This window comes from Actinorectispora metalli (assembly GCF_056323685.1).
On record NZ_JBREYE010000002.1, the window covers coordinates 870,773 to 896,293 of the forward strand.

Genomic DNA, 25,521 nt, shown 5'->3' on the forward strand with positions numbered 1-25,521 from the left:
TGCACCATGACAGCTCAGCGCTAGGTAATGTTCATGGTGCGGGTGGCCCGCACCCGGGCGAAACCACGCGGGAGGCGACGATGTCACAGGAGCAGGTCCAGCGCCAAGGCGGTGGCGACGGCGACGAAGAGAGCCCGGACGGGACGGCGGCCGGGCAGGAACGACGCGAGAAGCTGGGCGAGGACGTGGACGCGATCCTCGACGAGATCGACGACGTGCTCGAGGAGAACGCCGAGGACTTCGTCCGGGCGTACGTACAAAAGGGCGGCCAGTAGTCCGGCAGGACCATCCGACCAGGAGAACCAATAACCGATGGAATACCCACCCGCCAGCAATCAGCAGGCCGGTGCGCTGCCTCGGGCCTTCATGACCCAGGGCAGCTCATCGTTCACCGACTTCCTCAAGGCAGCCGCACCCGACCTGCTGCCGTGGCGTCGGCCGCTGCCCAATGCTGAGATCCAGGCCCCGCACGGCACCACGATCGTCGCGCTGACCTTCGACGGCGGCGTGATCATCGCCGGTGACCGGCGGGCCACCATGGGCAACCTGATCGCCCAGCGGGACATCGAGAAGGTCTTCGTCACCGACGACTACTCGGCGGTCGGCATCGCGGGCACCGCGGGTATCGCCATCGAGATGATGCGTCTGTTCGCCGTCGAACTGCGGCACTACGAGAAACTCGAGGGCGTCTCGCTGACGCTGGACGGCAAGGCCAACCGGCTGGCCAACATGATCCGCGGCAACCTGGACGGCGCGCTCATGGGCTTGGCCGTTGTTCCGCTGTTCGTCGGTTACGACCTCGACGCCGAGGACCCGGCCAAGGCGGGCCGGATCATCTCCTACGACGTGGCGGGCGGGAAGTACGGCGAGACCGCGGGCTACCACGCGGTCGGTTCCGGCGCGTTGTTCGCGAAGGCGGCGCTGAAGAAGCGCTACAGCCACCACGTCGAGGTCGACGTCGCCGTGCGCAACGCGGTCGAGGCGCTCTACGACGCGGCCGACGACGACACCGCCACCGGTGGACCCGACGTGAGCCGCAAGATCTACCCCGTGGTCGTCAAGATCACCGCGGAGGGCGCGGTCAAGCTCACCGAGGAGCAGACCGGCGCGGTCTCCGAGGCCGTCGTCGAGGCCCGCAAGGAAAAGCCCGGCGGCTGACCGTGCCCGAAGCCAAGATCAACCCTCACCGGATGAGCCAGGAGTCCATGCCGTGACGATGCCGTTCTACGCCTCGGCCGAGCAGATCATGCGTGACCGCTCGGAGTACGCCCGCAAAGGCATCTCCAGGGGCCGCAGCGTCGTGGTGCTGACCTACGCCGACGGGGTGCTGTTCGTCGCCGAGAACCCGTCCAGCACCCTGCACAAGGTCTCCGAGATCTACGACCGCATCGGTTTCGCCGCGGTGGGCCGCTACAGCGAGTTCGAGAACCTGCGCACCGCGGGCATCCGCTACGCCGACACCCGCGGCTACACCTACGACCGTCGCGATGTGACCGCCCGCGGCCTGGCCAACGCCTACGCGGGCACCCTCGGCTCGATCTTCACCGAGCAGGTCAAGCCGTTCGAGGTGGAGGTGTGTGTCGCCGAGGTCGGCACCGCGCCCGAGGAGGACCAGCTTTACCGCCTCACCTACGACGGCTCGGTCGGCGATGAGCCGAACTACGTCGTGATGGGCGGCAACGCCGAGGCGATCTCCACCGCCGTCAAGGAGACCTACCAGGAGGGCGCCGCCCTCAAGGACGCGCTCGGCATCGCCGTGCGCGCCCTGAGCGGCGGTTCCAGCAGCACCGAGGGCAAGACGCTGCTCGACATCAAGCTGCTGGAGGTGGCTGTCCTGGAGCGCACCCGGCCGGAACGCGCGTTCCGGCGCATCACCGGTGCCGCGCTCAAGGCCCTGCTGCCCACCGACCCGGCCCCCGAGGCGGACACGAAGGACGCCAAGCCGGCCGACAACGGCAGTTAATGCAAGGGGCGGCCTTCAGCGCCGCCCCTGCATCAGGCCGTAGACGCGACGGCGGCCGCCACTCCCAAGAGCAGTGCCACGATGACCAGGTTGGTGGCGGCCCGGAGGATCTTGAACTTCGTCCAGCCCAGTCGGGCGACCACGATCAGGCGTTCGCGGTGCCAACGCTGGGGATCACTCCCGAGGCGTGCGAAGTGCTGCGCAAGCTCGGTCTCGCTCATGGACGCGTAGGTGGCGAACCCGCTTCGGCGCAGCCGCGGCCGCACGTTCCACAACAACAGCACCAGGGCGAGAGCGAGCAGACCCAGCGCGGACCAGAACGGGATGGTCACCACCAAGGGTTGGGAGACCCGAGGCGACACGGCAAGTCCGACGGTGAGGATGGGACTCAACACCGCCAGCAGAATGCTGGTTTTGGTCTCCGTGCGCCCCAGCGCCGCGTCTCCGCGCGCCAACTCGTCCTTGAGCAGTTCCTCCACGGCCGAATCGTCGCCACCAGCCAGGCTGCTTCCGGTTTCCGCCATGACCGCATCATGGCGCATGCAGGTGCACTTCAAATGCACACCCCACACCGCTGGCGCTGCTGTGGGAGCAAAGCGGCTGGCTCTACGCTCTCGCCGCGGGTGGCGCGATCCTGCTCGCCGCGAGCCTGACCGCAGGGTTGGTCACCGCCGCGGCGAAGTGGTTGCTCCTGGGCATGTTCACCGCGGGGCGTCATCCATTGTGGAGCGGCACACCGGTGCTGAACTGGTGGCTGCGCACCCTCGGCGCCTGGTGTGAAACCCTCTGGCTGCCTGAGCCCGACCTGATCCGGCTCGGTCGAGGCGCGGCTGTAAATCGGCGCTGCGTGCTCCAGACCCACCTCTTCCACGACCGCGTGATGCGGTTGGAGCCGGTGGAGTTGAAGGCGGGTTCGACGCTCGGCCCGCACAGCATCGCGCTTCCCGGCAGCAGGGTGGGTGAGGCCACCACCATCGGCGCCACCTCGCTGGTGATGGCAGCGGAGACAGTGCCCGCCCAGAGCTGTGGACGGGTGCTCCGATCAGCAGGGAAAGGGCGGCTTAGGTAAAGCCCGTGAGTGTAAGGCGAGTCGCCTTACACTCACGGGCTTGTTCAGCCGGTGACGGTGAGGCTGTAGCCCGCGACCCCGCTCCTGCACTGGTACAGGGTGAAGACGCCGCCGGTCTTGCCGTTGACGCCCGCGTCGTCGCAGAGGGCGCGGGTGGCGAAGGTGTTGATGTACACGTCCTCGACGAACTTCGGCGACGGCTGGACCAACAGGCTGTAACCCGCGACGCCGCTACGGCACTCGTAGCTGGTGAAGACGCCGCCCTGCACGCCGTTGTCGCCGCTGAACGTGCAGTGCGACTTGTTGCCGGTGTAGAGGAAGACCGGGTCGGCGGCTTGCGCCGGGGCCGCTGCCAGACCGAGTGCGGCCGCGCCCAGTGCAGCGGCCGCGAACATGCTGATAAGCCTCATGATTCCCCCTCCAGACGGTGACGCGGAACGCGTCCCGGTACTGGAGAACGGTACTGGCGCAGACTGGAAATTTGTCACAAACCAGTCAAACTCTGCATAGCTACACGAACAGGGTTCGTACGAAGACGAGGACGGCCTCCGCCGCACCTTGGAGCGTGTCGAAGATGCCGCCAACGACTCCGGCGGACTGGGTTGGCTGTTGGATCAGCGCGTAGACCAGCAAGGCGACCCCCGCCCACACGAGAATCTTCTTGACGCTCATGGCCCGGCCTCCGTCAGTGTTGTTGACCTTCCCCTCAGTTGTACCGGAAGTGTGGCCCGGGAGGAGTGTGATGTCGCATTACGGGACGCTTACCGCATCGCTGCCAGCCGGATCAGGGCGGTGAAGGCGGCAGGCCGAACAACCAGCATCGCACCTGCCGGGTCCTTCGAGTCGCGCAATGCCACAGCGCCAGGGGCTCGGGCAACTTGTACGCAGTTCTCCGCGGTTCCGCTCTTTGTGCTCTTACGCCAGGTGAGGTGAGTCGGATCGATAGGGATCATGGGGCGGTGCCTCCCGGCTCAGACGTCTTGCAAGGTCTGCAATCAGCACCATGGATTGTCTACGATCCAGTGCCCTAGCCAAGAGGTTGCGCGCCGATAGCTCATAGAACTCGATCTCGTGCCGCTTCTCCAGAAACATGCTCGACATCGCGTTTTCGAGGAACACGACCGGGTGACCCTTCCTTCGGTGCACCAGAAGGAAAGAGCCGTCCTGCCCAGCGTGCGCTCCTCCAACGGGAACGATGTGCACGTGGATCTGCGGTTCCGCGGCCATGTCCATGAGGTACTCGAGCTGCTGTCGCATCACCTCGCGACCACCGATCAACCGATGAAGGGCAAGTTCGTCGATAATCGCCACGAACTGCGGTGGGGCTATCCGCCGAAGGACCGCCCGCCGGTCCATTCGAGTTCTGAGCCGAGCCTCGATCTTGTCGTCCGGGACGACCCCGGATTCAGTCAGCAGCGCGCGGGTGTAGTCCTCGGTTTGGAGCAGGCCAGGGACGTTCATGCCCTCAAAGTTGATGATGGTTGTTGCCTTGCGTTCGAGCAGGATGAGGCTGCTCTGTCTCATGGCGAAATCTGCTGAGCCGCGAACCCACCACCCCGACTCGCGTGAGGTGTGCGCGAGCTTGAGCAACTCGTCCCGCAAATCCCCGACGACCTCGTAGACCACGAGAAGACCCGAGACTTCTTCGGGGCTTGCCGGTCGCTGGCCGTTCTCCACTCGGCTGAGCGTGGCCGTGTCGATGTCGATCCTGGGTGCGACATCGTCGAGGGTCAGCTTGCGCTGCTTCCGGATGCTGCGCAGGCGCTCACCGAGATCCTGCGCCCGGACTGTGATGTTGTATCCCGCCATGCTGCCCAAGTGTGGACTCCCGAAAATGCAGAAATGCCGGGAAACACGGTCGAGTCTGGAATCCACCCCATTGCGGGAACGTTTGCAGTAGGTGCAATAAAACTCACACCAAAGCGTCTATGCACCAAGCTTCGGTTGCTGCGAGCAGGTCCTTGATCTGCTGTTCCTGCCACACCGCAGTCTCCTGCGGCGTAACCGAAGACGCTGGCAGTGAAACTGCGGTGCGCATTGCGTTCGTATTCAATTCGAATCCCAAACTGGTCGCTGCCGCGTAGTAGCCGACAGGCACCGGCAGGCTCAGCCTGCGGCGCACCCGCTCCCATTCCGACCCAAGCTGATCCGCCGCCGTGGTGTCACCGATGTCCCGCGCCAGCGCCGCCGCGACCAGCGCCGCGGGCAGGCTCGCCCGATACCGGCTGGTCGGCGCCGTTGCCTGGAGCGCGCTGTCCAGAGCCGCGAGAGCGCGCTTATGGTCGCCGTGTCTGCGCAGCGCCTCGGCGAGTGGGATCTTGAGCTGTTCGCCCAGATACCCAGCCTCGGGGTGGCGCTGCATCAACAGCGGGATCTCGGTCTCCAGGAAATCCCGGCAGCCCGCCAAATCGTCCACGCCGAGCAGCATTTCGGCGAGCATTCGGCGCAGGTTGAACTTGAACGCCGCGCTCGTCGCGTCCTTCTCCGACTGCCGCGCCCGGTCGAACGAACGGTAGGCCCGCTCCCGATCCGACTCCGCGGCGGCGATGAGGCCCAGCAGACCGTGGTAGTGCGGCAGCCAGAACCTGCCTGCCTCGCGGTGGGTGTTCGGCTTGCGCGCCAACGCCGCGGCCTCGTCGATCAGGCCCCAGGTCAGCAGCGTCTCCACCAGCGTGCGCAGCGACGCCGACCGCACATCGCTGTCGGACAGCTCGGCGATGATCTCCAGCAGGCGCCGGGCGTGGCCGATCGCCCGGGGGTCCAACAGCTCGCACTCGGTGCTGGTGAGCACGCCCAGCAGATCCGCCTGCTCGACCCGTGACAGGGCCTCGGCATCGGCGAGGGCGCTGCGGAGAATCCTGGTGCCCGCCACGCTGTCGCCCAGCACCGTCGTAAGCTGGCCGCGGTCCTTGCGGGCGCGGGCCCGCAACTGGGCCGGTGCGCGGTCGGCGATGTCCTCGATCAGCCCCAGCCAGCGCCTGCCCTCGGCCAACTGGCCGGGGTGGACGTTCCAGACGTCGATCAGGCAGCAGGCGATCAGCACCGCGTCCTGTTGGCGCCCCAGCGACACCGCCGCCCGCAGCGCCGCGCGGAGGTCGGTCAGTTCGCTGCCCACCGCCGTCGCGGCGACCATGCGGTCCTGGAACTGCGGGATCGCGAACAGGTCCTGCGCGCGACAGCGCCACCAGTCCAGGTGACGGCTCCGGGTCGCGCCGGTCGCGCCGCGTTGGCTGAGCTTTCCCGCGGCGAACTCGCGGACCGTCTCCAGCAGGCGGTAGCGGCGGTTGCCCGCCTCGTCGTAGGCCGACAGCAGCGACTTGTCCACCAGCTCCACCAGCGCGGCGAGGACGTCCACGTCCTCCGCGCACACCGCCTCCGCCGCCTCGGGGGTGAACCCGCTGCGGAACACCGACAGCTGCTCCAACACCAGCTGCTCATCGGGGTGCAGCAGCTGATACGACCAGTCGATCGCGGCTTGCAGCGTGCGGTGCCGCGGGCCGCCGCCGGTGGTGCGCAGCAGACCGAGGCCCGACTCCAGGCGGTCGGCGATCTGGGCGGGGGACAGCGCCCGTACCCGCGCCGCGGCGAGCTCGATCGCCAGCGGGAGGCCATCCAGGCGGCGGCAGATCCTGGCGGCGCTGCGCAGGTCCGACAGGTCCGCGCCGGGCATGGCCTGCTGCGCGCGCAGCAGGAACAGCGCCAGCGCGGGGGACTGCGGGTCGGGGTCGGTGGCGGAGGGCAGCTCCAGCGGCTGCACGGGGAACACGTGCTCGGTCAGCATGCCCAGCGGCTGGCGGGAGGTGACCACGATGTGCAGGCCGGGGCATTCCGCGAGCAGCCGCCGCGTCAACTCGGCGGTATCGCCGACGACGCCCTCGGCGTTGTCGAGCACCAGCAATTCCTGGCCCGCCAGCGCCGTGACGATCTCGGGCCACAGCGTCTCCTGGTCGCGCCCACGCACCTCGAACAGCATGCCCAGCGCGGTGATCAGCTCGTCCAAGCCCGCCAGGTTGCCCAGGTCCATGGCAGGCGGGCGGTCTGCGCTCAGGTGGCGAGCCAGGGTGGTTTTGCCCGCACCAGCGGGTCCGGTGATCGTGACCAGGCGGTTCTCGCGAACGGTGGCCCGCAGCGAGTCGAGGAGGCGTTGACGGCCGATCAGCTCGGTATGCGGCTGACGGAGCACCGAGGGGCCCTCGAAGGCCACGCTCTGGTAGCTCGCCTCGGCGCGGAGCACCTGCTCATGGGTGAGCCGCAGGCGGGCACCGGGGTCGATGCCCAGCTCGTCACGCAATCGTGTCCTGATCATGTCGTACAACTGCAACGCCCTGGCCTGCTGGCCCGCCGCGGCGAAGGTCAGCATCAGCTCAGCATGCAGGTTCTCGTGCAGCGGCTGGTCCTCGACCAGCGCTTCCAGCAGGCCTAGCGCCTGCTCGGGACGGCCCGCGCTGCGGGCGGCCTCCGCGTAGTCCGCGGCCACCACCAGCCGCTCGTTGTCGATGGCGGTGCAGCCCAGGTTCTGCCGCGCCTCGGGAGCGAGGTCGGCCAGACACGGGCCGCGCCACAGGCCGCACGCCTGCTCCAGCAGTTCCAGTCGCCTGCGCAGCGCCACGGTGCTCGATGCCGCATCGGTCACCAGTGAGCGGAACCGCTCCAGGTCGGAGCTTCCCTGCGGCCGCACCAGGCGATAGCCGCCGCCCTGGTAGGTCAGGCGCAGGAGGTCGCCGAACTCGCGGTCCAGCGCCGAACGCAGCCGGGAGACGACCTGTTGCAGCGCGTTGCGGCCGGACGGGGGAGTGGTGCCCCACAGCAAGTCCAGCAGCCGCGCGGGCGGCACCGGATTGTCGGCGGCGAGCAACAGGGCAGCAGCCAACCGGCGTTGCCCCTCGCCGACGCCGAAGTCGGCTTCCACGCCGTCCCTGGTGGCGATAAGAGGGCCGAGCACCCCGAACCACAGCCGACTCACGCCACCTCCGCCCCGTATCCCCGGAAAACCCCGCTATGGGATGTTCTACTCGGTATCACCGACAGCGTGCAGCCGTGGCCGGTAGACGACGAGAGCGTTGTCCTCTGCGGCGAAGCGGAACCTGTTGCCGGTGGCCCCGACCTCGCCGTCGGTGGCCAGGCCCACGGGGGCACCGATCACCTCGACATCCAGCGATGGACGGTTCTGCTGCACATAAACCCTGCTGTGCAGGAGCGCGCCGATCATAGCTCCGAAAACAATGCGCAAACGGGAAAAGAGGACGTCGGCGCGCGCATATCTGACATCGAGCAGACCATTGTCCAGACTCGGCCGCCACGCGGGTGCGAATCCACGCGGCTCGTAGGCCCCGTTGCCGACGAACAGCACCCACACCTTGAGCACGCGGTTGTCGATGCGCAGCGTCAGCGGCTTGGCCTCCCACATCACCTTGGCCATCGCGGCGGCAGCGGCGGGCCACTTGCCCCAGCGCTTCTGCCACTTTTCGCGCAGCCGCACCATGTCGGGGTAGCCGCCGAGGCTTGCGGTGTTGACGAACCAACGCGCCGGGCTCTCGTCGACCTTGACCCGCGCCAGGTCCACCGACACCGCGTCACCCTCCTCGACGGCGTCGTAGACCGATTCGCAGTCGTCCACACCGACGTCCTTGGCGAAGTGGTTGAGGGTGCCCGCGGGCACCACGACCAGCGGCAGGCCCCGGTGGGCCGCCAGCGAGGCCACCGCGGCGACCGTCCCGTCGCCGCCCGCGACGCCGATGGCCTTGGTGTCCTCACCGAGTGTGTCCGCGAACTGTTCGGCGTAATCCTCGCCGTCGCTGGGATAGACCAGCTTGGCGGCGGGCAGCCGCCGTGCGATGTCGTCGCCAGGATCGACGTTCTCGTCGCCCGAGGACTTGTTGACCAGCACGGTCAGCCCGTCGCCCTGCGGTAGAGCGGGTGCGACCACATCGTGGCGGGCCGCGGCGGGCAGGCTTGGCCGCACCGGCCACCACCGCCTGGTGGCCAGCCCGACCCCGACCCCGAGCAGCGCGCCGCCCACCACGTCGCTGGGCCAATGCGCGCCGGTGTGCACCCGCGAATAGGCGACGGTGGCGGCCAGCGGCGCGATGAGGGCCCCGGCCAGCGGCGCCTCCATCGTGACCGCCGTCGCGAACGCCGCCGCCGACGCGGCGTGACCCGAGGGGAACGACGATGACGTGGGCGGATCGGGGACCTGGCGGTAAGCGGGCAGGTCATCCGCAGCGGGCCGACGGCGCGGCATGACGGGCTTCGCGATGAGGTTCGTGGTGAAACTCGCACCCGCGATTGCGGCGATCCCACGGAACGCACCACGCCGCGTGACGCCCTTGCGGGTCGCCAGCACCGCGGCGATCGTGAACCACAACAGGCTGTGGTTCGCGGCCGTGGTCAGCACCTTCAGACCGGTATCGGCGCCGGTACGGGGCAGTTTTCCGCTGCGCCGCACCAGTTCCCGATCGGCCCGGTCGATTCTTCGCCCAACGTCGAGCAGCCATGACAACACGATCACCAGCCTATGTCGCCGCGCGTTTCCTGCCCGTTGGCAGGCTCGCAACCGGGTGATCGAAGTACGACACTCGGATCACGAGCAGTGCCGAGACGGGTATCGCGGACTTACTGTGTGTTCATGCATCGGCGGATATTTGGTATCGAAACCGAGTTCGGGGTGACCTGCACCTTCCACGGTCAGCGACGGCTGTCTCCGGACGAGGTGGCTCGTTACCTCTTCCGCAGGGTGGTTTCCTGGGGTCGCTCCTCGAACGTTTTCCTACGCAACGGCGCCCGGCTGTACCTCGACGTCGGGTCGCACCCCGAGTACGCCACCGCGGAATGCGATGACCTGGCCCAACTGGTCACGCACGACAAGGCAGGCGAGCGGATCCTGGAGGACCTGCTTGTCGACGCCGAGCGGCGGCTCGCCGACGAAGGTATCGGCGGGGACATCTTCCTGTTCAAGAACAACACCGACTCGGCGGGCAACTCCTACGGCTGCCACGAGAACTACTGTGTGGCACGGGCAGGTGAGTTCTCCCGCATCGCCGACGTGCTGCTGCCGTTCCTGGTGACCCGCCAGCTCATCTGCGGCGCAGGGAAGGTGCTCCAGACCCCCCGCGGCGCGGTGTACTGCCTGTCGCAGCGCGCCGAGCACATCTGGGAGGGCGTCTCCAGCGCCACCACCCGCTCCCGCCCGATCATCAACACCCGCGACGAGCCTCATGCAGACGCCGAGCGCTACCGCAGGCTGCATGTGATCGTCGGCGACTCCAACATGTCCGAGGTGACCACCCTGCTCAAGGTGGGCAGCGCGAACCTCGTGTTGGAGATGATCGAGCAGGGCGTGCAGTTCCGTGACTTCACGCTGGACAACCCGATAAGGGCCATCCGGGAGATCAGCCACGACCTCACCGGCACCCGCACCGTGCGGCTGGCGGGCGGCAAGGAGGCCTCCGCACTGGACATCCAGCGCGAGTACTACTCCCGCGCCGTCGACCACGTCCGCGCGGGCACCCCCGACCCGCTCGCCGACCGTGTCATCGAACTGTGGGGCCGCGCCCTGGACGCCGTGGAGGCCCAGGACCTCTCCAAGATCGACCGCGAGATCGACTGGGCGATCAAGAACCGCCTCATCGAGCGCTACCGCGCCAAGCACAACCTGGAGCTCTCCAGCCCCCGGGTGGCCCAGCTTGACCTGGCCTACCACGACATCCGCCGCGGCCGCGGCATCTTCGACCTCCTCCAACGGAAGGCTCTGGTCGAACGCGTCACCGACGACGGCGAGATCGAAGCCGCCAAGGACACCCCGCCCCAGACCACCCGCGCCAAGCTCCGCGGCGAGTTCATCGCCGCCGCCCAAGCCGCGGGCCGCGACTTCACCGTCGACTGGGTCCACCTCAAACTCAACGACCAGGCCCAACGCACCGTCCTCTGCAAGGACCCATTCCGCTCCGTGGACGAACGCGTGGAACGCCTCATCGCATCCCTCTGACCTCACGCCGTACCTGAACGCCCACTCTCCGCTCGGGCCTTCGGGTACGGCTGAGACACGGCGGCGGGATTAGCAAAATTGTTCGACGTGTTTCATGCCCCTTTCCGCACATTGATCAAGAACACGTCGTAAGCTCCATCGACGTGTCAACCGCTCGTGCCGAACGCCTGGTCAACCTGGTGCTTTGCCTACTGGCGACGCGCCAGTACCTCAGCGCGGACAGCATCCGGGGCATCGTGCCCGGATATCGGGACGCGCCGTCCGACGACGCGTTCTTCCGGATGTTCGAGCGGGACAAAGCCGAACTCCGCGATCTCGGCATCCCACTCGAGACAGGGCGCAATGGCGCCTTCGACCAGGCCGAGGGTTACCGCATCGCCCGCCGCGATTACGAACTCGGTGAGATCGACCTCGAACCCGACGAAGCCGCCGCCGTCGCGCTGGCGGCGCGGCTGTGGGATTCGCCCGAACTCACCGGCGCCGCGCACGGCGCTCTGATCAAACTGCGCGCCGCGGGCGTCGACGTCGACCAGCACACCCCGGCGGTGATCGAGCCGAAGGTGCGTGCCAGCGAACCCGCCTTCGCCGACCTGCTGGCGGCGGTGCAGGCGGGCCGCGCCGTCACCTTCGACTACCGCCGCTCCGGCTACGAAGAGATCCGCACCCGCACCGTCGAACCGTGGGGAGTGGTGTCCTGGCGCGGCCGCTGGTACCTCGTCGGTCACGACCGGGACCGCGCCGCAACTCGCTGCTTCCGGCTCTCCCGCATCCAGGGCGAGGCCAAGCCCATCGGCAGGCCTGGCGTCGTGCGGCGCCCCGAGGGCCTGGACCTCATGCAGTACGTCGCCCGCCACCAGCACCACCCGATCCCGCCCGCCTCCACGACCCGCCTCTGGGTTGCCGACGGCCGCGCCCAGGGCCTGCGGCGCAGGTCGAAGGTGGTCGAGCAGGCCGTGCTGGACGACGAGTCCGGCGACATCGTGGAGATCGACCTGTCCTTCCCGGACTCCGCCGCCGACTGGATCGCGGGCTATGGCCCCGACGTGGTGGTCCTGGAGCCGGAATCGCTGGCCGACACCGTGCGCACCCGGCTGCGCGGTGTCGTGGAGGCTGGATGAGCACAACACTGGGGGTCGTATGAGCACCAGCACCGAACGAATGCCAAGGCTGCTGGCGCTCGTGCCCTACCTGCTGGCCCGCCCCGGCATCCCGATCACCGAGGCCGCCGACGACTTCGGCATTACCGAGAAGCAGCTTCGCAAGGACCTGGAACTGCTGTGGATGTGCGGCCTGCCCGGCTACACGCCCGCGGACCTGATCGACCTGTCCTTCGAGGGCGACACCGTCACGGTGACCTTCGACGCCGGTATGAGCAGGCCGCTGCGCCTGACCGGCGCCGAGGCCACCGCGCTGCTGGTGGCGCTGCGTGCGCTGGCCGACACCCCTGGCGTGACCGACACCGACGCGGTGCGCCGCGCGGTGGCCAAGGTGGAGGCCGCGGCGGGCCAGGCCGAACCGGCCGCGGTCGTCGTCGGGCTGAGCATGCGGGAGAGCACCGGCATCGCCGAGACCCGCGACGCGCTGACCCGCGCCGTGCAGCTGGGACGGGTGTGCTGGCTGCGGTACTACACGGCCTCCCGCGACGAGATCACCGAGCGCATCGTGGACCCCATGCGGCTGCTGCTCATCGACGGCCGCAGCTACCTGGAGGCCTGGTGCCGCCACGCCGAGGCCGTCCGCATGTTCCGCCTGGACCGCATCGACGACGTCCAGATCCGCGACGAGCCCGCCAACCCGCCAGCCCACGCGGCGCCCACGGACTTCTCGGACGGCCTCTACCAGCCCGAACCCGACCAGCACACGGCCGTCCTGCGCCTCAAACCGTCGGGCCGGTGGGTCTCGGAGTACTACCGGGTGGACGAGCTCACGGAACTGCCCGGCGGCGCCGCCCGCGTCCGGCTGCGCTATACCGATGAGTCCTGGCTCGTCCGGCTCGTGCTCGGCCTCGGCGGCGACGCCGTGGTGGAGGAACCCGCCGAGGTGGCCGCCCAAATCCGTGAACGAGCCGATCTTGCTTTGCGACGGGCTGGTCACCAGCCGTCCACCTTGGCTCGTTAACGTTGTGGGCGTGGCGTACATGGTTGCCCTGATCCTGGTGGTCCTCGCTGTGATGGTCGTCGGCGCGCTCGCCGCCCGCACGGTGGCAGCCATCCGCCGCTTCAGGGTGGTAGAACGGGCTTACAGTGAGCAGATGGGCGGCGGCTCAGGCTTGCTGAAGGCGCGTGCGGCCGCCCTGAAGGTGGCGCTCGACCAGCGCCGTGATGGCAACAGTTACGACGGCGACCGCTAAGTCACCACGCGTAACATCGGTAGCAGCAACAAAGACTTAGGAGGTTCGCTATGCCGACTCTCGGAGGCTGGGAGTTCGTCATTCTGGCTGTGCTCCTGGTGATGCTCTTCGGCGCGAAGAAGCTGCCTGAGCTGGCCAGGTCCATCGGCAAGGCAGGCAAGGCGTTCAAGGAAGAGACCAAGGGCCTGCGCGAGGACAGCAGCCAGGCCAACACCACGACGACCGCACCGCCGCAGGCCCAAGCGCAGGCTCAGCCGCTGCCGCCGGTTCAGCCCCAGGTCGCGCCGCCGGTTGAGCAGACTGCGCAGAACAAGAACAACGCCAGCTGATCAGCTCGCCTGAACGAAGGGACGGTCGGCACGGTGGCGAACCCGCTCCGCCGCTCGGGCAAACGCCGCAAATGGAGCCGCAAGCACAACCCTGACGGCACCATGACGCTCATCGAGCACCTCTTCGAGCTGCGGCACCGCTTGATGATCGCGTCGATTGCCATCGTCATCGGCGGCACGCTCGGGTTCTTCTGGTTCGAGTGGGCGCCGTTCGGCATCCCGTCGCTGAGTAAGCTTCTGGCCGACCCGTACTGCCAGATCCCCAGGCACCTGCGTTTCGAGCCCAACGGCACCTGCCAGCTGTTGCAGACGAAGCCGTTCGAGGCCTTCATGATCCAGATGAAGGTGGGCGTCGCGGCAGGGGCGGTGTTGTTCAGCCCGGTTTGGCTGTATCAGGTCTGGGCGTTCATCACCCCTGGTCTGTACGCCAAGGAACGCAAGTTCGCCTCGGTGTTCGTGTTCTTCGCCAGCATCCTCTTCGCCGCTGGTGCGGTCCTCGCCTACATCATCGTTCCGCAGGCGCTGACCTTCCTGTCCAGCTTCGGTGGGGAACTTTTCGCGACCGCCCTGGCGGGTACCGACTACATCAGCTTCATCCTCACGCTGCTGGTGATCTTCGGCGTCAGCTTCGAGTTGCCGCTGCTCATCGTCATGCTGAACCGGGCCGGTGTGGTCACCTACCAGCGCCTGTCGAAGTGGCGGCGCGGCATCATCTTCGGCCTCTTCGTCTTCGCCGCCATCGCGACACCGGGTCAGGACCCGTTCTCGATGCTCGCGCTGGCCGTCGCGCTGGTGGTGCTGTTCGAGATCGCCGTGCAGATCTGCCGGGTGCATGACCGGCGGAAGGCGATCAAGGACAGGGAAGAGGGCTGGGTCGACGACTGGGCGGATGACGAACAGGACACCAAGCGCCACGACACGGCCGACGCGACCTAAGCTCTGCCGATGCACACTGTGCTGGTGGTCAATCCGGCCGCGGGCGGGGGAGCGGGTGCGCGCATCGCCGGGTCCGTAGCGGCACGGCTGCGTACCGGGACGGACAGTCTCAAGGCGGTCGTGGCGACCACGGCCGCGGAAACCAGGGCGCTCGCGCAGCAGGCCGTAGACGACGGTGTCGATGTGGTGGCGGTGCTCGGTGGGGATGGCGCCGCGCACCTGGCGATTCAGGCGCTGGCGGGCAGTTCCACGGCGCTGGCCGTGCTGCCTACCGGTACCGGCAACGACCTAGCGACCGCGCTCGGTGTGCCGCAGCATCCGCTGGCCGCCGCCGAGGCCATCGCCGAGGGCCTGCGGACCGAATCCACCCGCAGCATCGACCTGGGGCGCGTCGTCGGCGGGGAGTGGTTCGGCACGGTGCTGTGCGCCGGGTTCGACTCCGCGGTGAACGAGCGTGCCAACAGCATGCGGTGGCCCGCGGGCCGGCGGCGCTATGACCTGGCGATCCTCGCCGAGATGGCCAGGCTTCGGCCGAAGCGGCTGATCGTCAGCACCGAATCGGGCGACCTCGAACTGGACGCGCTGCTCGTCGCGGTGGGCAACACTCGGTTCTACGGCGGCGGCATCCCGGTGTGCCCCGATGCCGAGCCCACCGATGGCTACTTCGACATCACCGTCGCGGGCGCGGTCTCGGTGCCGCAACTGCTGCGCGTGCTGAGCAGGCTGCGCAGTGGCGGACACGTCAGCCACCCCGCGGTCACCACCCTGCAGGCCCGCTCGGTCCGCCTCACCGGGGGCCAGGGCTGGACCGCCTACGCCGACGGCGAGCGCCAGACCCGCCTGCCCATCACCGTCCACTGCGAACCGAACGCGCTCACGGTGATCTCCCCCGTCGGCTGATCGCACCTCTTTCGACACGCTGAGCTTCGCGCTGTCCGCAGCCTTTATTGTGTCGATAGCTTCAGTGCTAACTGAAATCAAGTCCGATAACCCTCGGCGTGGTCATCAAGGACCTCAATGTCACCTCGAGCCTCATAGCGCCTCACGGCGCCCGGCACGGGAAGAGGCAGGCGGGCGTAGGTCACCTGATGAGCGGTGTTAACGTCGTTGTGTGTCCGACACCCGGCTGCCACGGCGGCCGCTGTGGCTGCATGTCGCCACGGTGGTCGCCGTGGTGGCGTGTCTGTGGGCCGGCTGGTGGCAGTGGGAGCGGTCACAGTCGGCCACGGGGAGCTTTCAGAACCTCGGGTATGCCCTCCAGTGGCCCTTCTTCGGGGCGTTCGCCGTCTACATGTGGTGGCGCATCCCGCTGATGGAGGCCCGGCGCCTCGGCATCCAGACCGCCACGCCAGAGGTCAAGGTCGAGCGGAAGGTCACCACGCCGGTGGTGGAGCGCAGGCCGCTGCCGCAGGAGATCGGCAAGCAGATCTCGATGCGGGCCGGACACGACGAGGACGACGAGCTTGCCGCGTACAACAGGTATCTCGCGGAGCTCAATGCGGAGAGGCAGGGCGGATGACCCAGAACGAGATCGTGACCGAGGCTCAGACCCCGGTCCAGGCCGCGGGCGGCCTGCTCAAGGCGTTCCAGGTGATGGCCTACGTCGTCGGTGTCTTCCTGCTGCTGCTGGTCGCCTCGATGATCCTCAAGTACGGCTACGACAACACCAGCCTGACCTGGTCGGCGCAGGTGCACGGCTTCCTCTACGCGGTGTACCTGGTCATCACGTTCCTGCTGGCCCAGCGGCTGCGCTGGGAGCTGGGCAAGACGCTGCTGGTGCTGCTCGCGGGCACCATCCCGTTCCTGTCCTTCTACGCCGAGCGCAAGGTCACCCGGAAGATCAAGGCAGGCCAGGCGCTCTAATCCGCACACCAGCGGTCCGAGTATGAAAACCTGGTGCTGTGGCCAGCCGTTCGCCCGAGTCCAGTCCAGCAGAGGCCTATACCGCCGCTCAGCGGCGCAGCGCCTATCCGCTGTTGACGGAGTTCACCGCCGAGATCTCCTTCGAGCTTGACCCCTTCCAGATCACCTCGTGCCAGGCACTGGAGGCCGGACACGGGGTGCTGGTCTGCGCTCCGACTGGCGCGGGCAAGACGGTCGTCGGGGAGTTCGCCGTGCACCTCGCACTCGCCGAGGGCGGCAAGTGCTTCTACACGACCCCGATCAAGGCGTTGTCGAACCAGAAGCACGCCGACCTCTCCGCCCGCTACGGGTCGGAGACGGTTGGCCTGCTGACCGGCGACACCTCGATCAACGGGGACGCGCCCATCGTGGTGATGACCACCGAGGTGCTGCGCAACATGCTGTACTCCGGATCGTCCGCATTGGACGGTCTGGCCTATGTCGTGATGGACGAGGTGCACTACCTCGCCGACCGGTTCCGGGGCGCGGTGTGGGAGGAGGTCATCCTGCACCTGCCCTACGACGTGAACCTGGTCAGCCTCTCGGCGACCGTCAGCAACGCCGAGGAGTTCGGCGAGTGGCTGGTCGAGGTGCGCGGCGACACCACGGTCGTGGTGGACGAGCACCGGCCGGTTCCGCTGTGGCAGCACATGATCGTCGGCGGGCGGATGCTGGACCTGTTCGCCGGTGAGGCGCCGGACGGGCAGCTGAAGATCAATCCGCAGGTGGTGCGCAGCAGCGAGGACCTCGCGCGGCACTTCGTCCCGTTCGGCCGCCGCGGCGGCCCGCGCCGCAATGGGGGACCGGGCGGGGCCCGGTTCCGTCCACCGTCCCGTGTGGACGTGGTCAAGCGGCTGGACAACGCGGGGCTGCTGCCCGCGATCGTGTTCATCTTCAGCCGGGCGGGCTGCGACGGGGCGGTGACCCAGTGCGTGCGGGCGGGGCTGCGGCTGACCACCGAAGCCGAGGTCGCCGAGATCCGCAAGATCATCCGCGAGCACACCGGCGACCTGCCGGAGGCGGACCTGCGGGTGCTGGGTTACTGGGAGTGGCGGGAGGCGCTGGAGCGCGGCGTCGCGGGCCACCACGCGGGACTGTTGCCCGCGTTCAAAGAAACCGTCGAGGAGCTGTTCGTGCGCGGCCTGGTCAAGGCCGTGTTCGCCACTGAGACGCTGGCGCTGGGCATCAACATGCCCGCCCGCACCGTGGTGCTGGAGAAGCTGGTCAAGTACAACGGCGAGGCGCATGTCGACCTGACGCCGGGGGAGTACACGCAGCTCACCGGACGCGCGGGCCGCCGCGGTATCGACATCGAGGGCCACGCGGTGGTGCTGTGGCAGCCGGGTGTTGACGCCAAGGCGGTCGCGGGCCTGGCCTCCACCCGCACCTACCCGCTGCGCTCGTCGTTCCGCCCCGGCTACAACATGGCCGTCAACCTGGTGCACCGGGTCGGCGCGGCGGCGGCGCGTGAGCTGCTGGAGCAGTCGTTCGCGCAGTTCCAGACCGACCGCTCGGTGGTGGGCCTGGCTCGCCGCATCGACAAGAACCGCGAGGCCCTCGCGGGGTATGCCGAGTCGATGGGCTGTCATCTCGGGGACTTCCCCGAGTACATGGAGCTTCGCCGCAAGATCGGCGACCGGGAGCGGGCGCTGTCCAGGCAGAACAGCTCGGCCCGCCGCCTTGAGGTGGCGACCTCGCTGGAGAAGCTCAAGCGCGGCGACGTGATCGCGGTGCCCAGCGGCAGGCGCAGCGGCCTCGCGGTGGTCATCGACCCCGGCTTGGAGCCGCTGCATGAGCCGCGGCCGCTGGTGATCACCGAGGACCGCTGGGCGGGCAGGCTGTCCATCACCGACTTCCCGGTGACGGTGGAGGCGCTGGGCAAGCTGCGGCTGCCCAAGCACGTCGACGTCCGCTCGCCGCGGGTGCGCCGGGACATCGCCTCCAGCCTGCACAACACCGGCATCACGCCACCCGCCCGCGGCAGGAGCCGCACGGCCTCGGATGAGGACGGGGAGCTGGCCGCGCTGCGACGGGCGCTGCGGGCGCACGCTTGTCACGGCTGTGACAAGCGGGAAGAGCACGCCAGGTGGGGTGATCGGCACCGCAGGCTGACCGCCGAGACCGAGCAGCTGGAGCGCCAGGTCGCGGCGCGCACGCACTCGCTGGCGCGGGCCTTCGACCGCATCCGGGCGCTGCTCACCGAGCGGGGTTACCTGCGGACGGGGGAGGGCGAGGAGGTCACCGAGCACGGCAAGCGGCTGACCCGCATCTACAGCGAGTCGGACCTGCTGGCCGCGGAGTGCCTCCGGGAAAACGCCTGGGCGGGTTTGGACGCGCCGGAGTTGGCGGCGGTGGCCTCGGCGCTGGTGTACGAGTCGCGGCGGGAGTCGGCGGCGCCACGCCTGCCGGAGGGCGCGGTGAGCACCGCGCTGAACACGACGATGCGGATCTGGTCGGTGCTGGAGGACGACGAGCGAAGGCACGGCCTGGAGCGCACCCGCGAGCCGGACCCCGGCTTCGTGTGGGCGGTGTACCGGTGGGCGCGCGGGGACAGCCTGGAGAAGGTGCTGACCGCGGCTGAAACCGCCGGCCAGGAGCTGTCGGCGGGTGACTTCGTGCGCTGGTGCCGCCAGGTGATCGACTTCCTGGACCAGATCCGCGATGTGCTGGGCCGCAAGGACCCGGTGGGCCGGGCGGCCGACGACGCGGTGAAGGCCATCCGGCGCGGCGTCGTCGCCATGGCGACGATGTGATCACCGCCGGTGGTGGTGGCCCGCGGGGCCTGTGGTTGGATCGCGGCCAGGAGGAACTCCGCGAGGTCGAGGTGGGGAGGCGCAGTCCATGACCAGCCCGTATGGTCCATCCGGTGGGGGCGATCCGCAGTGGGGTCAGCCGCCGGGCGGCGGTTTTGGTCAGCAGCAGCCTCCCGGCTGGGCTGCGCCGCAGTCAGACCAGCCTGGGCCCGCCGGTCAGCCGCTGTACGGCCAACCCGCGCCCGCAGGCCAGCAGTCCCCGTACGGCCAACCCGGTCAGTACCCCGGCGCCTACGCCCAGCCCGCGACTAAGCAGCCGAAGAAGTCCAAGGCACCGCTGCTGATCGGTATCGCAGCGGTGCTGCTGGTAGCCGCGGTGGCGGTGCTCGGGTTCGTGTGGCCGGGCTGGTTCGTGAAGAAGGTGTTCGAGCACGCGGCGCTGGAGGACGGCGTCCGGCGGGTGCTCACCACCGACTACAAGATCGAAAAGCTGGAAGCGGTGTCCTGCCCGAAGGGGCGGGAACTCAAGCCAGGCAACACCTTCGAGTGCACGGTGAAGGTGGACAACCGCGAGCAGACGGTGGCCATCACGGTGAAGAACGAGGACGGCCTCTACGAGGTGGCGCGGCCCAAGTAAGGGTAGTTGCGTCCGCACGGAACTCCGCGCTCACGAGCGACGGGTGGGCGGCGATCATGTCGCGGGATACCAAAGTTGCTCGCTCTCCCCGGCTCCGCAGGGCAGTATCGTTGAGGTGGGAGATCTTCTCGTCCGGTTACTCGAGCCCGCGGAGTACCGCGGCGCACACACCCTGTTCCGCGCGACGATGCACCACGGTCCGATGCCCGATGAGCAGTGGCCCTACGCGGAGCGTTCGTATGAAACGGGGCGGATCTTCGGCGCGTTCGAGAACGACTCCCTGATCGGTACCGCGCAGTCCTATGCGGCCAGGATCGCCGTGCCGGGTGGGGGAGTGCTGCCGATGGCGGCGGTGTCCAGGGTCGGGGTGCGGGCGGACCGGACGCGCCGCGGGGTGCTGTCGGCGTTGATGAAGGCGCAGCTTGCGGCGGTGGCGGCGGCCGGGGAGTCGGTCGCCTGCCTGCGGGCCACGGAGCCGACCATCTACCGGCGCTTCGGCTTCGGCGCGGCCACCGCGCACCGGGCGATCACTCTGGACCGGGCCGCGGCGGCGCTGCATCCCGGCGCGCCCGCGGCGGGGGAGATCCGGCTGGTGTACGGCGAGGAGATCGTGAAGGAGATCCCGCCGCTGTACGAGCGGCTGGGGCTGCACCGGCCGGGGATGATGAGTCGCCCGGAGGGCTGGTGGGAGGTCATCGTGCGGCGCCCGCTGGCCAGCGGCGAACACTGGGTGGCCGCGGTGCATACCGGTGAGGACGGCGACGACGGCTACCTCGTCTACAACGCCGAGCGCGACGAGGTCGACAACGCCTCGGCCTACACCTCCAGCCTGGACGTGCTGGACATGCACAGCGCGAGCATCGCGGCGCACAGCGGCCTGCTGCGCTTCCTCACCGGGATCGACCTGGCCAGCCGAATCCGCCTGTGGGGGCGTCCGCTGGACGATCCGCTGGAACTGCTGCTGGCCGACCGCAGGGCATGCCGCACCGAGGCACTGGACGACGAGTTGTGGGTGCGACTGGTGGATGTGCCCGCGGCGCTGGCGGCGCGGGGTTACGGGCCGGGGCCGTCTGTGGTGATCGAGGTGGTGGACCACCTGCTGCCACGCAACAACGGGCGGTACCGGATCTCGGCGACCGGGGCTCGGCGGTTGAGCACGCCAGGGGAGGCGGGCCTGGTGCTGGACGTGGCCGCGCTGGGGTCGATCTTCCTGGGCGGCACGTTGCCGAGCGTCCTGGCAGCCACCGGGTGGATCACCGTGTGTGACGAGCAGTCGGTGTCGGCAGCGGACCGGCTTTTCGCCACCGACAGTCCGCCGTGGTGCGGAACCCATTTCTGACGCCGCCTCGTTATTCGCCGGGTCCCACGACGGGGTCTGCCAGCTGAAGGTCGGAGAGGGGCGCCTGCGGACCCCGGAGACGACAGAGCCCCGAGCGGCAAGGCTCGGGGCTGTTCGGGCTTCGGTGGGCTTACTGTCCGCCGCTGCCATAGGGCCGGGTGATGATCTCCAGGTTGTGCCCGTTGGCGTCCTCGAAGTACACGCCGCGACCGCCGTCGTGATGGTTGATCTCGCCGGCCTCGTTGTGGAACGGGTCCGCCCAGTGCGGGATGCCTCGGGACTTGATGCGCCCGAAGATCTCGTCGAACTCGTCCTCGGTGACCAGGAACGCGTAGTGCTGGCTGGTGATGTCGCCGTCGGCCTCGAAGTAGTCCAGCGACACGTCGTTGCCGGTCTCCACGACCGAGAATGGTCCGAACTCGGTCGGCTCGGGCAGGCCCAGCAGTTCGGCCAGCCACATCGCCGAGACATGCTTGTCCCGCGCGTAGACAACGGTGTGATTCAGCTGTGCAGGCATGGAAATCCTCCAGTGGTCCGCGGGCGGGTTCGCCGCCCGACACCACCGACCCTAAAACCTCGACCTAACTTGAGAGCAATGCCCGTATGGGGACCGGATTTCACCGGGTGCGTAGGGCGGCGACCAACCGGTCCACCGAGCGGCTGAGGCCCCACTTGTCCTGGAGCGCGGCCAGGCCATCGGGGTCGACCGGCGCCGACGGAAGCGTGTCGGGGCGGTCCATTTCCACCGGCGCGTCCACGGCGGTGCGGACGACGATCGGCGCGGCCTTGAGGTAGTCGGCGGCCTCCAGCACCTTCGCGCGCTCCCGCGGCGAGAGCCGCTTGTCCTTGGGGTCGCCCGCCGCCGCGACCACGCCTTCGAGCGAGCCGCAGGTGTTGATCAGCTTGGCCGCGGTCTTCTCGCCGATCCCCGCCACGCCCGGCAGCCCATCGGACGGGTCGCCGCGCAGCGCCGCCATATCCGCATAGGCAGGGCCAGGGTGATCGCCGCGCAGGCCGTACTTCGCGGCCAGTTCCGCGGGGCCGAAGAACTCGGCCTTGGCGATACCGCGACCCACGTACATCACCGTGACCGGCGTGGGCTCGGTGCGGACCAGTTGGAACAGGTCGCGGTCGCCGGTGACCACCTCGACCGGGTCGGCGCTCTCGCGGTCGGCCAACGCCCCGATCACGTCGTCGGCCTCGTAGCCGTCCGCCTCGGCGGTGGCGATACCGACGGCGGCCAGCATCTCCAGGATGATCGGCACCTGCGGGGTCAGCGTGTCCGGTACCTCCTCGGCGGCGCCGATCTCGACGCTGCCCGTGGGTGCGGCGGCGGTGTCGACGCCCGCGACCCGGTGCGCCTTGTACGAGGGCAGTGCCGCTACCCGGAACTCCGGGCGCCAGTCGGCGTCCAGGCAGGCCACCAACCTGCCGGGCCGCCGGTCGGTGATGACCTTGGCGACCATGTCGGCGAAGCCGCGCACCGCGTTGACCGGGCTGCCGTCGGGCGCGGTCATCGACTCGGGCAGCGCGAAGAAGGCGCGGAAGTACAGACTCGCCGCGTCCAACAGGATCAAGGGCTTGCTCACAGGAAGCAGTCTGGCCTATGCCACCGACACCCGCGTGGATACGCCAAAGGCGCGGGCGGAAATCTTCCGGTCACGGCTACGCTTACCGGCATGTCAACGTCGACTTCCGCCCTGAACCTCGCCGCCGCACAGGACCGGCTCGCTCGCGCCGCCGCAGCCACCACCAACGCCGGACTTGACGCCATGCTCGTCACGCCCGGCTCCGACCTGCGCTACCTGATCGGTGCCGCGGGCGAGTCGTTCGAGCGGTTGACCTGCCTCGTCGTCCCTGCCGCGGGCTCCGACGAGACGCCGGTGCTGGTGCTGCCGAAGCTGGAGGAGCTGGGCTTCGCCAACGTGCCGCTGGACGGTCTTGGCATCCAGACCACCACCTGGGTCGACGGTGAGGACCCCTACCGGCTGGTCGCCGACGCGGTGTCGCGGTCGAAACAGCCCGGCAAGGTCGCGGTCGCCGACGTCATGCCCGCCCTGCACGCGCTGCGGCTGCGGGACGCGCTGCCCGCCGCCCGCCAGGAGTTGGCGGGCCCGGTGATCCGTGAGCTTCGGATGCGCAAGGACGCCGCGGAGATCGACGCGCTGCGCAAGGCGGGCGCCGCGATCGACCGCGTGCACGCGCGGATGGGCGAGTGGCTGCGCGCGGGCCGCACCGAAGCCGAGGTCGGCGCGGACATCACCGCCGCCATCGTCGAAGAGGGCCACACCCGCGCCGCGTTCGTCATCGTGGGCTCCGGCCCCAACGGGGCCAGCCCGCACCACGAGCTTTCCGACCGCGTCATCGAGTCCGGCGACGTGGTGGTCATCGACATCGGCGGCCCCGTCGCGGAGGGCTACTTCTCCGACTGCACCCGCATGTACTCGGTCGGCGCGCCCACCCACCCCGACGTGGCAGCCACCTACGCCGTGCTCCAGGCCGCGCAGGACGCCGCCGTCGCCAGCGTGCGCCCCGGCGTGACCGCGGCCGACGTCGACGCCGCCGCCCGCACCCCGATCGCCGAGGCGGGCTTCGGCGAGTACTTCGTGCACCGCACCGGCCACGGCATCGGCATGGACGTGCACGAGGAGCCCTACATCATGAGCGGCAGCGATCTCGAACTGGTGCCGGGCATGGCCTTCTCGGTGGAGCCCGGCATCTACCTGCCCGGCAGGTGGGGTGCGCGCATCGAGGACATCGTGGTGGTCACCGAAGACGGCGTCGAGCGGCTGAACAATCAGCCGCGGGATCTGGTGGTGTTGTGAGCGGACTTGAACCGATCGACAGAGCGATCCTGCGGGAGTTGGCGCGCGATGGCCGATGCAGCTTCACCGACCTGGCGGAACGGGTCGGACTGAGCGTGTCGGCCGCGCACCAGCGGGTGCGCAGGCTGGAGCAGCGGGGGGCCTTGCGTGGCTATTCGGCGCTGCTGGACGGGGAGCAGATCGGGCTGCCGCTGACCGCGTTCATCTCGCTGACCCCCATCGACCCGGCCGCGCCGGACGACTACCCGCAGCGCCTTGAGCACCTCCCGCAGATCGATTCGTGCTGGTCGGTGGCGGGGGAGGAGTCCTACATCCTGAAGGTGCGGGTGGCCGGTCCCACGGCGCTGGAGGAACTGCTCCGGCACATCCGGGAGGCCGCGAAGGTCTCCACCACGACCACGGTCGTGCTGTCCACGCCATTCGAGGACCGTCCACCCGCGGTCTGAGCACGATTCAGGGATGAATCAGGGTTAGTCCCGAGCCTGTCAACCGCCGGGCGGCGGCATGCTGGAACTTGCGACGGGGAATATCCGTTACAAGGAGTACAGAGACAAGCGAGGAGGCGTTGAGACCAACGATGTCCGGCAAATTGGTTCGCCCAAGGGACGGCAAGGTCATTGCGGGGGTGTGCGCGGGGCTGGCTCGCCGTTACGGCTGGGGAGCCAATACGGTCCGCCTGATCTTCCTGCTGTCGTGTCTGTTGCCCGGCCCGCAGTTCCTGATCTACATCGCGCTGTGGATCATCATGCCGCGCGAGGACAAGGTGCTCTACCAGGCCGCGAAGTACTGAGCTTTCGTGTCGAAGGCCCCGCTCCGGCGGGGCCTTTTCGCGTTAACCGTTCGAAATGCGGCCGCGGCCCTGCTTGGATCACCGAGTGACTTTCTGGGACGGCACGCTGGTGCGCCTGCGGGGGATAGAACCGGAAGACTGGGCCGCGTTCAAAGCATTCGACGAGAATTCGGCCGCGATGCGCAACGCGGACATGCTCCACCCACCTCGCTCCGCCGAGGGATACCGTCGTTGGACGGCGGGCGAGCACGCCTCCGGCGAGGAATTCAGGCTCGCCGCGGAAACCCTCACCGACGCCACCCTGGTCGGCTCGGTCAACACGCACTCGGTGGACCAGCGCGCAGGCCGCTTCGGCTACGGCGTCTCCATCGGCAGCGAGTACCACCGCCGTGGTTATGCGGCCGACGCCGCGGTACTGCTACTGCGGTTCATGTTCGGCGAGCGCCGCTTCCACAAGTGCGAGGTCGGGATCTACGCGTTCAACGCGCCGAGTCTGGCGCTGCACCATAGGCTGGGTTTCGAGGAAGAAGGCAGGCTGCGCGACCACGAGTTCTTCGCGGGCCGCCACCACGACATGGTGATGATGGGCATGACCGCCACGACATTCCGCCAGCGCCACCCGTTCCCGGACCTGTGACATGGAA

29 protein-coding genes are annotated in these 25,521 nt (G+C 68.7%); 20 read left to right on the forward strand and 9 right to left on the reverse strand.

Features of this window, described 5'->3' with window-relative positions:
- Positions 1-80 precede the first annotated feature (80 nt).
- Genes ACU6XJ_RS24255 through prcA form a run of 3 tightly spaced genes read left to right on the forward strand, consistent with a single transcriptional unit; the run spans position 81 to position 1,963 of the window.
- A complete protein-coding gene (locus ACU6XJ_RS24255) occupies positions 81-275 on the forward strand; it encodes a ubiquitin-like protein Pup (protein WP_476316106.1) in 195 nt (64 codons plus the stop codon).
- 37 nt (positions 276-312) lie between these two features.
- Entirely contained in the window at positions 313-1,158 is an 846-nt protein-coding gene (gene prcB / locus ACU6XJ_RS24260) for a proteasome subunit beta (protein ID WP_476316109.1), read from the forward strand.
- 52 nt (positions 1,159-1,210) lie between these two features.
- Complete coding sequence (prcA, locus tag ACU6XJ_RS24265; RefSeq protein WP_476316112.1) at positions 1,211-1,963, forward strand: proteasome subunit alpha; 753 nt, start codon at positions 1,211-1,213, stop codon at positions 1,961-1,963.
- A 32-nt stretch (positions 1,964-1,995) separates the two neighbouring features.
- Here the strand turns inward: prcA and ACU6XJ_RS24270 are convergent, their stop codons facing one another.
- Positions 1,996-2,487, reverse strand: coding sequence for a Pycsar system effector family protein (locus ACU6XJ_RS24270; protein ID WP_476316115.1), 492 nt, complete (start codon positions 2,485-2,487; stop codon positions 1,996-1,998).
- Positions 2,488-2,702: 215 nt separating this feature from the next.
- Here ACU6XJ_RS24270 and ACU6XJ_RS24275 point away from each other — a divergent pair, with 215 nt between their 5' ends.
- Entirely contained in the window at positions 2,703-3,032 is a 330-nt protein-coding gene (locus ACU6XJ_RS24275) for a hypothetical protein (RefSeq protein ID WP_476316118.1), read from the forward strand.
- Positions 3,033-3,076: 44 nt separating this feature from the next.
- On the opposite strand, the gene ACU6XJ_RS24280 is transcribed toward ACU6XJ_RS24275, so the two are convergent.
- The 6 genes from ACU6XJ_RS24280 to ACU6XJ_RS24305 form a co-directional block, all read right to left on the reverse strand.
- Positions 3,077-3,442, reverse strand: coding sequence for a hypothetical protein (locus tag ACU6XJ_RS24280; RefSeq protein ID WP_476316121.1), 366 nt, complete (start codon positions 3,440-3,442; stop codon positions 3,077-3,079).
- Between the two features lie 100 nt (positions 3,443-3,542).
- Positions 3,543-3,704, reverse strand: coding sequence for a hypothetical protein (locus tag ACU6XJ_RS24285; protein WP_476316124.1), 162 nt, complete (start codon positions 3,702-3,704; stop codon positions 3,543-3,545).
- An 89-nt stretch (positions 3,705-3,793) separates the two neighbouring features.
- Entirely contained in the window at positions 3,794-3,985 is a 192-nt protein-coding gene (locus tag ACU6XJ_RS24290) for a DUF397 domain-containing protein (protein WP_476316127.1), read from the reverse strand.
- A complete protein-coding gene (locus tag ACU6XJ_RS24295; RefSeq protein ID WP_476316129.1) occupies positions 3,948-4,841 on the reverse strand; it encodes a helix-turn-helix domain-containing protein in 894 nt (297 codons plus the stop codon). Before ACU6XJ_RS24295 ends, ACU6XJ_RS24290 begins: the two co-directional genes overlap by 38 nt.
- A 103-nt stretch (positions 4,842-4,944) precedes the next feature.
- Entirely contained in the window at positions 4,945-7,995 is a 3,051-nt protein-coding gene (locus ACU6XJ_RS24300) for an AfsR/SARP family transcriptional regulator (RefSeq protein ID WP_476316132.1), read from the reverse strand.
- 45 nt (positions 7,996-8,040) lie between these two features.
- The gene (locus ACU6XJ_RS24305; RefSeq protein ID WP_476316135.1) at positions 8,041-9,534 is read right to left on the reverse strand and encodes a phosphatase PAP2 family protein; all 1,494 of its coding nucleotides are present in this window, start codon (positions 9,532-9,534) and stop codon (positions 8,041-8,043) included.
- A gap of 123 nt (positions 9,535-9,657) precedes the next feature.
- Between ACU6XJ_RS24305 and pafA the strand changes: the two genes are divergently transcribed.
- The 12 genes from pafA (at position 9,658) to ACU6XJ_RS24365 (ending at position 21,262) form a co-directional block, all read left to right on the forward strand.
- Positions 9,658-11,016 carry a Pup--protein ligase gene (pafA, locus tag ACU6XJ_RS24310; protein WP_476316138.1) on the forward strand — a complete coding sequence of 453 codons (1,359 nt, stop codon included), beginning with the start codon at positions 9,658-9,660 and terminating at the stop codon, positions 11,014-11,016.
- A gap of 143 nt (positions 11,017-11,159) precedes the next feature.
- Positions 11,160-12,134: a helix-turn-helix transcriptional regulator gene (locus tag ACU6XJ_RS24315; protein ID WP_476316141.1), complete on the forward strand. Its 975-nt coding sequence runs from the start codon at positions 11,160-11,162 to the stop codon at positions 12,132-12,134.
- Between the two features lie 19 nt (positions 12,135-12,153).
- Positions 12,154-13,134, forward strand: a complete 981-nt coding sequence (locus tag ACU6XJ_RS24320) for a helix-turn-helix transcriptional regulator (RefSeq protein WP_476316144.1) — start codon at positions 12,154-12,156, stop codon at positions 13,132-13,134.
- A 10-nt stretch (positions 13,135-13,144) separates the two neighbouring features.
- Positions 13,145-13,366, forward strand: coding sequence for a bacteriophage holin (locus ACU6XJ_RS24325; protein WP_476316147.1), 222 nt, complete (start codon positions 13,145-13,147; stop codon positions 13,364-13,366).
- Positions 13,367-13,416: 50 nt separating this feature from the next.
- Positions 13,417-13,695 carry a Sec-independent protein translocase subunit TatA gene (gene tatA, locus ACU6XJ_RS24330; protein ID WP_476316150.1) on the forward strand — a complete coding sequence of 93 codons (279 nt, stop codon included), beginning with the start codon at positions 13,417-13,419 and terminating at the stop codon, positions 13,693-13,695.
- A 102-nt stretch (positions 13,696-13,797) separates the two neighbouring features.
- Entirely contained in the window at positions 13,798-14,631 is an 834-nt protein-coding gene (gene tatC, locus ACU6XJ_RS24335) for a twin-arginine translocase subunit TatC (protein WP_476318613.1), read from the forward strand.
- Positions 14,632-14,640: 9 nt separating this feature from the next.
- The gene (locus tag ACU6XJ_RS24340) at positions 14,641-15,531 is read left to right on the forward strand and encodes a diacylglycerol/lipid kinase family protein (RefSeq protein ID WP_476316153.1); all 891 of its coding nucleotides are present in this window, start codon (positions 14,641-14,643) and stop codon (positions 15,529-15,531) included.
- A gap of 211 nt (positions 15,532-15,742) precedes the next feature.
- Positions 15,743-16,150 carry a hypothetical protein gene (locus ACU6XJ_RS24345; protein ID WP_476316156.1) on the forward strand — a complete coding sequence of 136 codons (408 nt, stop codon included), beginning with the start codon at positions 15,743-15,745 and terminating at the stop codon, positions 16,148-16,150.
- On the forward strand, positions 16,147-16,494 hold the full coding sequence (locus ACU6XJ_RS24350; protein WP_476316159.1) for a DUF3817 domain-containing protein: 348 nt from the start codon (positions 16,147-16,149) through the stop codon (positions 16,492-16,494). The genes ACU6XJ_RS24345 and ACU6XJ_RS24350 overlap by 4 nt, the downstream gene beginning before the upstream one ends.
- 38 nt (positions 16,495-16,532) lie before the next feature.
- Positions 16,533-19,286, forward strand: coding sequence for a DEAD/DEAH box helicase (locus ACU6XJ_RS24355; RefSeq protein WP_476316161.1), 2,754 nt, complete (start codon positions 16,533-16,535; stop codon positions 19,284-19,286).
- Between the two features lie 88 nt (positions 19,287-19,374).
- On the forward strand, positions 19,375-19,923 hold the full coding sequence (locus ACU6XJ_RS24360; RefSeq protein WP_476316164.1) for a DUF4333 domain-containing protein: 549 nt from the start codon (positions 19,375-19,377) through the stop codon (positions 19,921-19,923).
- A gap of 115 nt (positions 19,924-20,038) precedes the next feature.
- A complete protein-coding gene (locus tag ACU6XJ_RS24365) occupies positions 20,039-21,262 on the forward strand; it encodes a GNAT family N-acetyltransferase (protein WP_476316167.1) in 1,224 nt (407 codons plus the stop codon).
- 130 nt (positions 21,263-21,392) lie between these two features.
- Here ACU6XJ_RS24365 and ACU6XJ_RS24370 read toward each other — a convergent pair whose 3' ends face one another.
- Together ACU6XJ_RS24370 and ACU6XJ_RS24375 are read right to left on the reverse strand one after the other, a co-directional pair.
- Positions 21,393-21,779 carry a VOC family protein gene (locus tag ACU6XJ_RS24370; RefSeq protein ID WP_476316170.1) on the reverse strand — a complete coding sequence of 129 codons (387 nt, stop codon included), beginning with the start codon at positions 21,777-21,779 and terminating at the stop codon, positions 21,393-21,395.
- Positions 21,780-21,879: 100 nt separating this feature from the next.
- On the reverse strand, positions 21,880-22,851 hold the full coding sequence (locus tag ACU6XJ_RS24375; RefSeq protein WP_476316174.1) for a 5'-3' exonuclease: 972 nt from the start codon (positions 22,849-22,851) through the stop codon (positions 21,880-21,882).
- Between the two features lie 90 nt (positions 22,852-22,941).
- On the opposite strand from ACU6XJ_RS24375, the gene ACU6XJ_RS24380 reads away from it, so the two are divergent.
- From ACU6XJ_RS24380 to ACU6XJ_RS24395, 4 genes are all read left to right on the forward strand, one after another.
- Positions 22,942-24,087, forward strand: coding sequence for a M24 family metallopeptidase (locus ACU6XJ_RS24380; RefSeq protein WP_476316177.1), 1,146 nt, complete (start codon positions 22,942-22,944; stop codon positions 24,085-24,087).
- On the forward strand, positions 24,084-24,533 hold the full coding sequence (locus tag ACU6XJ_RS24385; protein ID WP_476316180.1) for an Lrp/AsnC family transcriptional regulator: 450 nt from the start codon (positions 24,084-24,086) through the stop codon (positions 24,531-24,533). The genes ACU6XJ_RS24380 and ACU6XJ_RS24385 overlap by 4 nt, the downstream gene beginning before the upstream one ends.
- Before the next feature lie 131 nt (positions 24,534-24,664).
- Complete coding sequence (locus ACU6XJ_RS24390) at positions 24,665-24,877, forward strand: PspC domain-containing protein (RefSeq protein ID WP_476316183.1); 213 nt, start codon at positions 24,665-24,667, stop codon at positions 24,875-24,877.
- An 85-nt stretch (positions 24,878-24,962) separates the two neighbouring features.
- Positions 24,963-25,514, forward strand: a complete 552-nt coding sequence (locus ACU6XJ_RS24395; RefSeq protein WP_476316186.1) for a GNAT family N-acetyltransferase — start codon at positions 24,963-24,965, stop codon at positions 25,512-25,514.
- The last annotated feature ends 7 nt before the right edge of the window (positions 25,515-25,521 follow it).

What these genes read in the sequence shown, in the direction of transcription:
- ACU6XJ_RS24380 (WP_476316177.1), top strand. Translation starts at nt 22,942, where the DNA reads ATGTCAACGTCGACTTCCGCCCTGAACCTCGCCGCCGCACAGGACCGG.
- ACU6XJ_RS24340 (WP_476316153.1), top strand. Translation starts at nt 14,641, where the DNA reads ATGCACACTGTGCTGGTGGTCAATCCGGCCGCGGGCGGGGGAGCGGGT.
- ACU6XJ_RS24390 (WP_476316183.1), top strand. Translation starts at nt 24,665, where the DNA reads ATGTCCGGCAAATTGGTTCGCCCAAGGGACGGCAAGGTCATTGCGGGG.
- ACU6XJ_RS24255 (WP_476316106.1), top strand. Translation starts at nt 81, where the DNA reads ATGTCACAGGAGCAGGTCCAGCGCCAAGGCGGTGGCGACGGCGACGAA.
- tatC (WP_476318613.1), top strand. Translation starts at nt 13,798, where the DNA reads ATGACGCTCATCGAGCACCTCTTCGAGCTGCGGCACCGCTTGATGATC.
- pafA (WP_476316138.1), top strand. Translation starts at nt 9,658, where the DNA reads ATGCATCGGCGGATATTTGGTATCGAAACCGAGTTCGGGGTGACCTGC.
- prcB (WP_476316109.1), top strand. Translation starts at nt 313, where the DNA reads ATGGAATACCCACCCGCCAGCAATCAGCAGGCCGGTGCGCTGCCTCGG.
- ACU6XJ_RS24320 (WP_476316144.1), top strand. Translation starts at nt 12,154, where the DNA reads ATGAGCACCAGCACCGAACGAATGCCAAGGCTGCTGGCGCTCGTGCCC.
- ACU6XJ_RS24350 (WP_476316159.1), top strand. Translation starts at nt 16,147, where the DNA reads ATGACCCAGAACGAGATCGTGACCGAGGCTCAGACCCCGGTCCAGGCC.
- ACU6XJ_RS24270 (WP_476316115.1), bottom strand. Translation starts at nt 2,487, where the DNA reads ATGGCGGAAACCGGAAGCAGCCTGGCTGGTGGCGACGATTCGGCCGTG.
- ACU6XJ_RS24290 (WP_476316127.1), bottom strand. Translation starts at nt 3,985, where the DNA reads ATGATCCCTATCGATCCGACTCACCTCACCTGGCGTAAGAGCACAAAG.
- ACU6XJ_RS24370 (WP_476316170.1), bottom strand. Translation starts at nt 21,779, where the DNA reads ATGCCTGCACAGCTGAATCACACCGTTGTCTACGCGCGGGACAAGCAT.
- ACU6XJ_RS24295 (WP_476316129.1), bottom strand. Translation starts at nt 4,841, where the DNA reads ATGGCGGGATACAACATCACAGTCCGGGCGCAGGATCTCGGTGAGCGC.
- ACU6XJ_RS24280 (WP_476316121.1), bottom strand. Translation starts at nt 3,442, where the DNA reads ATGAGGCTTATCAGCATGTTCGCGGCCGCTGCACTGGGCGCGGCCGCA.
- ACU6XJ_RS24360 (WP_476316164.1), top strand. Translation starts at nt 19,375, where the DNA reads ATGACCAGCCCGTATGGTCCATCCGGTGGGGGCGATCCGCAGTGGGGT.
- tatA (WP_476316150.1), top strand. Translation starts at nt 13,417, where the DNA reads ATGCCGACTCTCGGAGGCTGGGAGTTCGTCATTCTGGCTGTGCTCCTG.
- ACU6XJ_RS24285 (WP_476316124.1), bottom strand. Translation starts at nt 3,704, where the DNA reads ATGAGCGTCAAGAAGATTCTCGTGTGGGCGGGGGTCGCCTTGCTGGTC.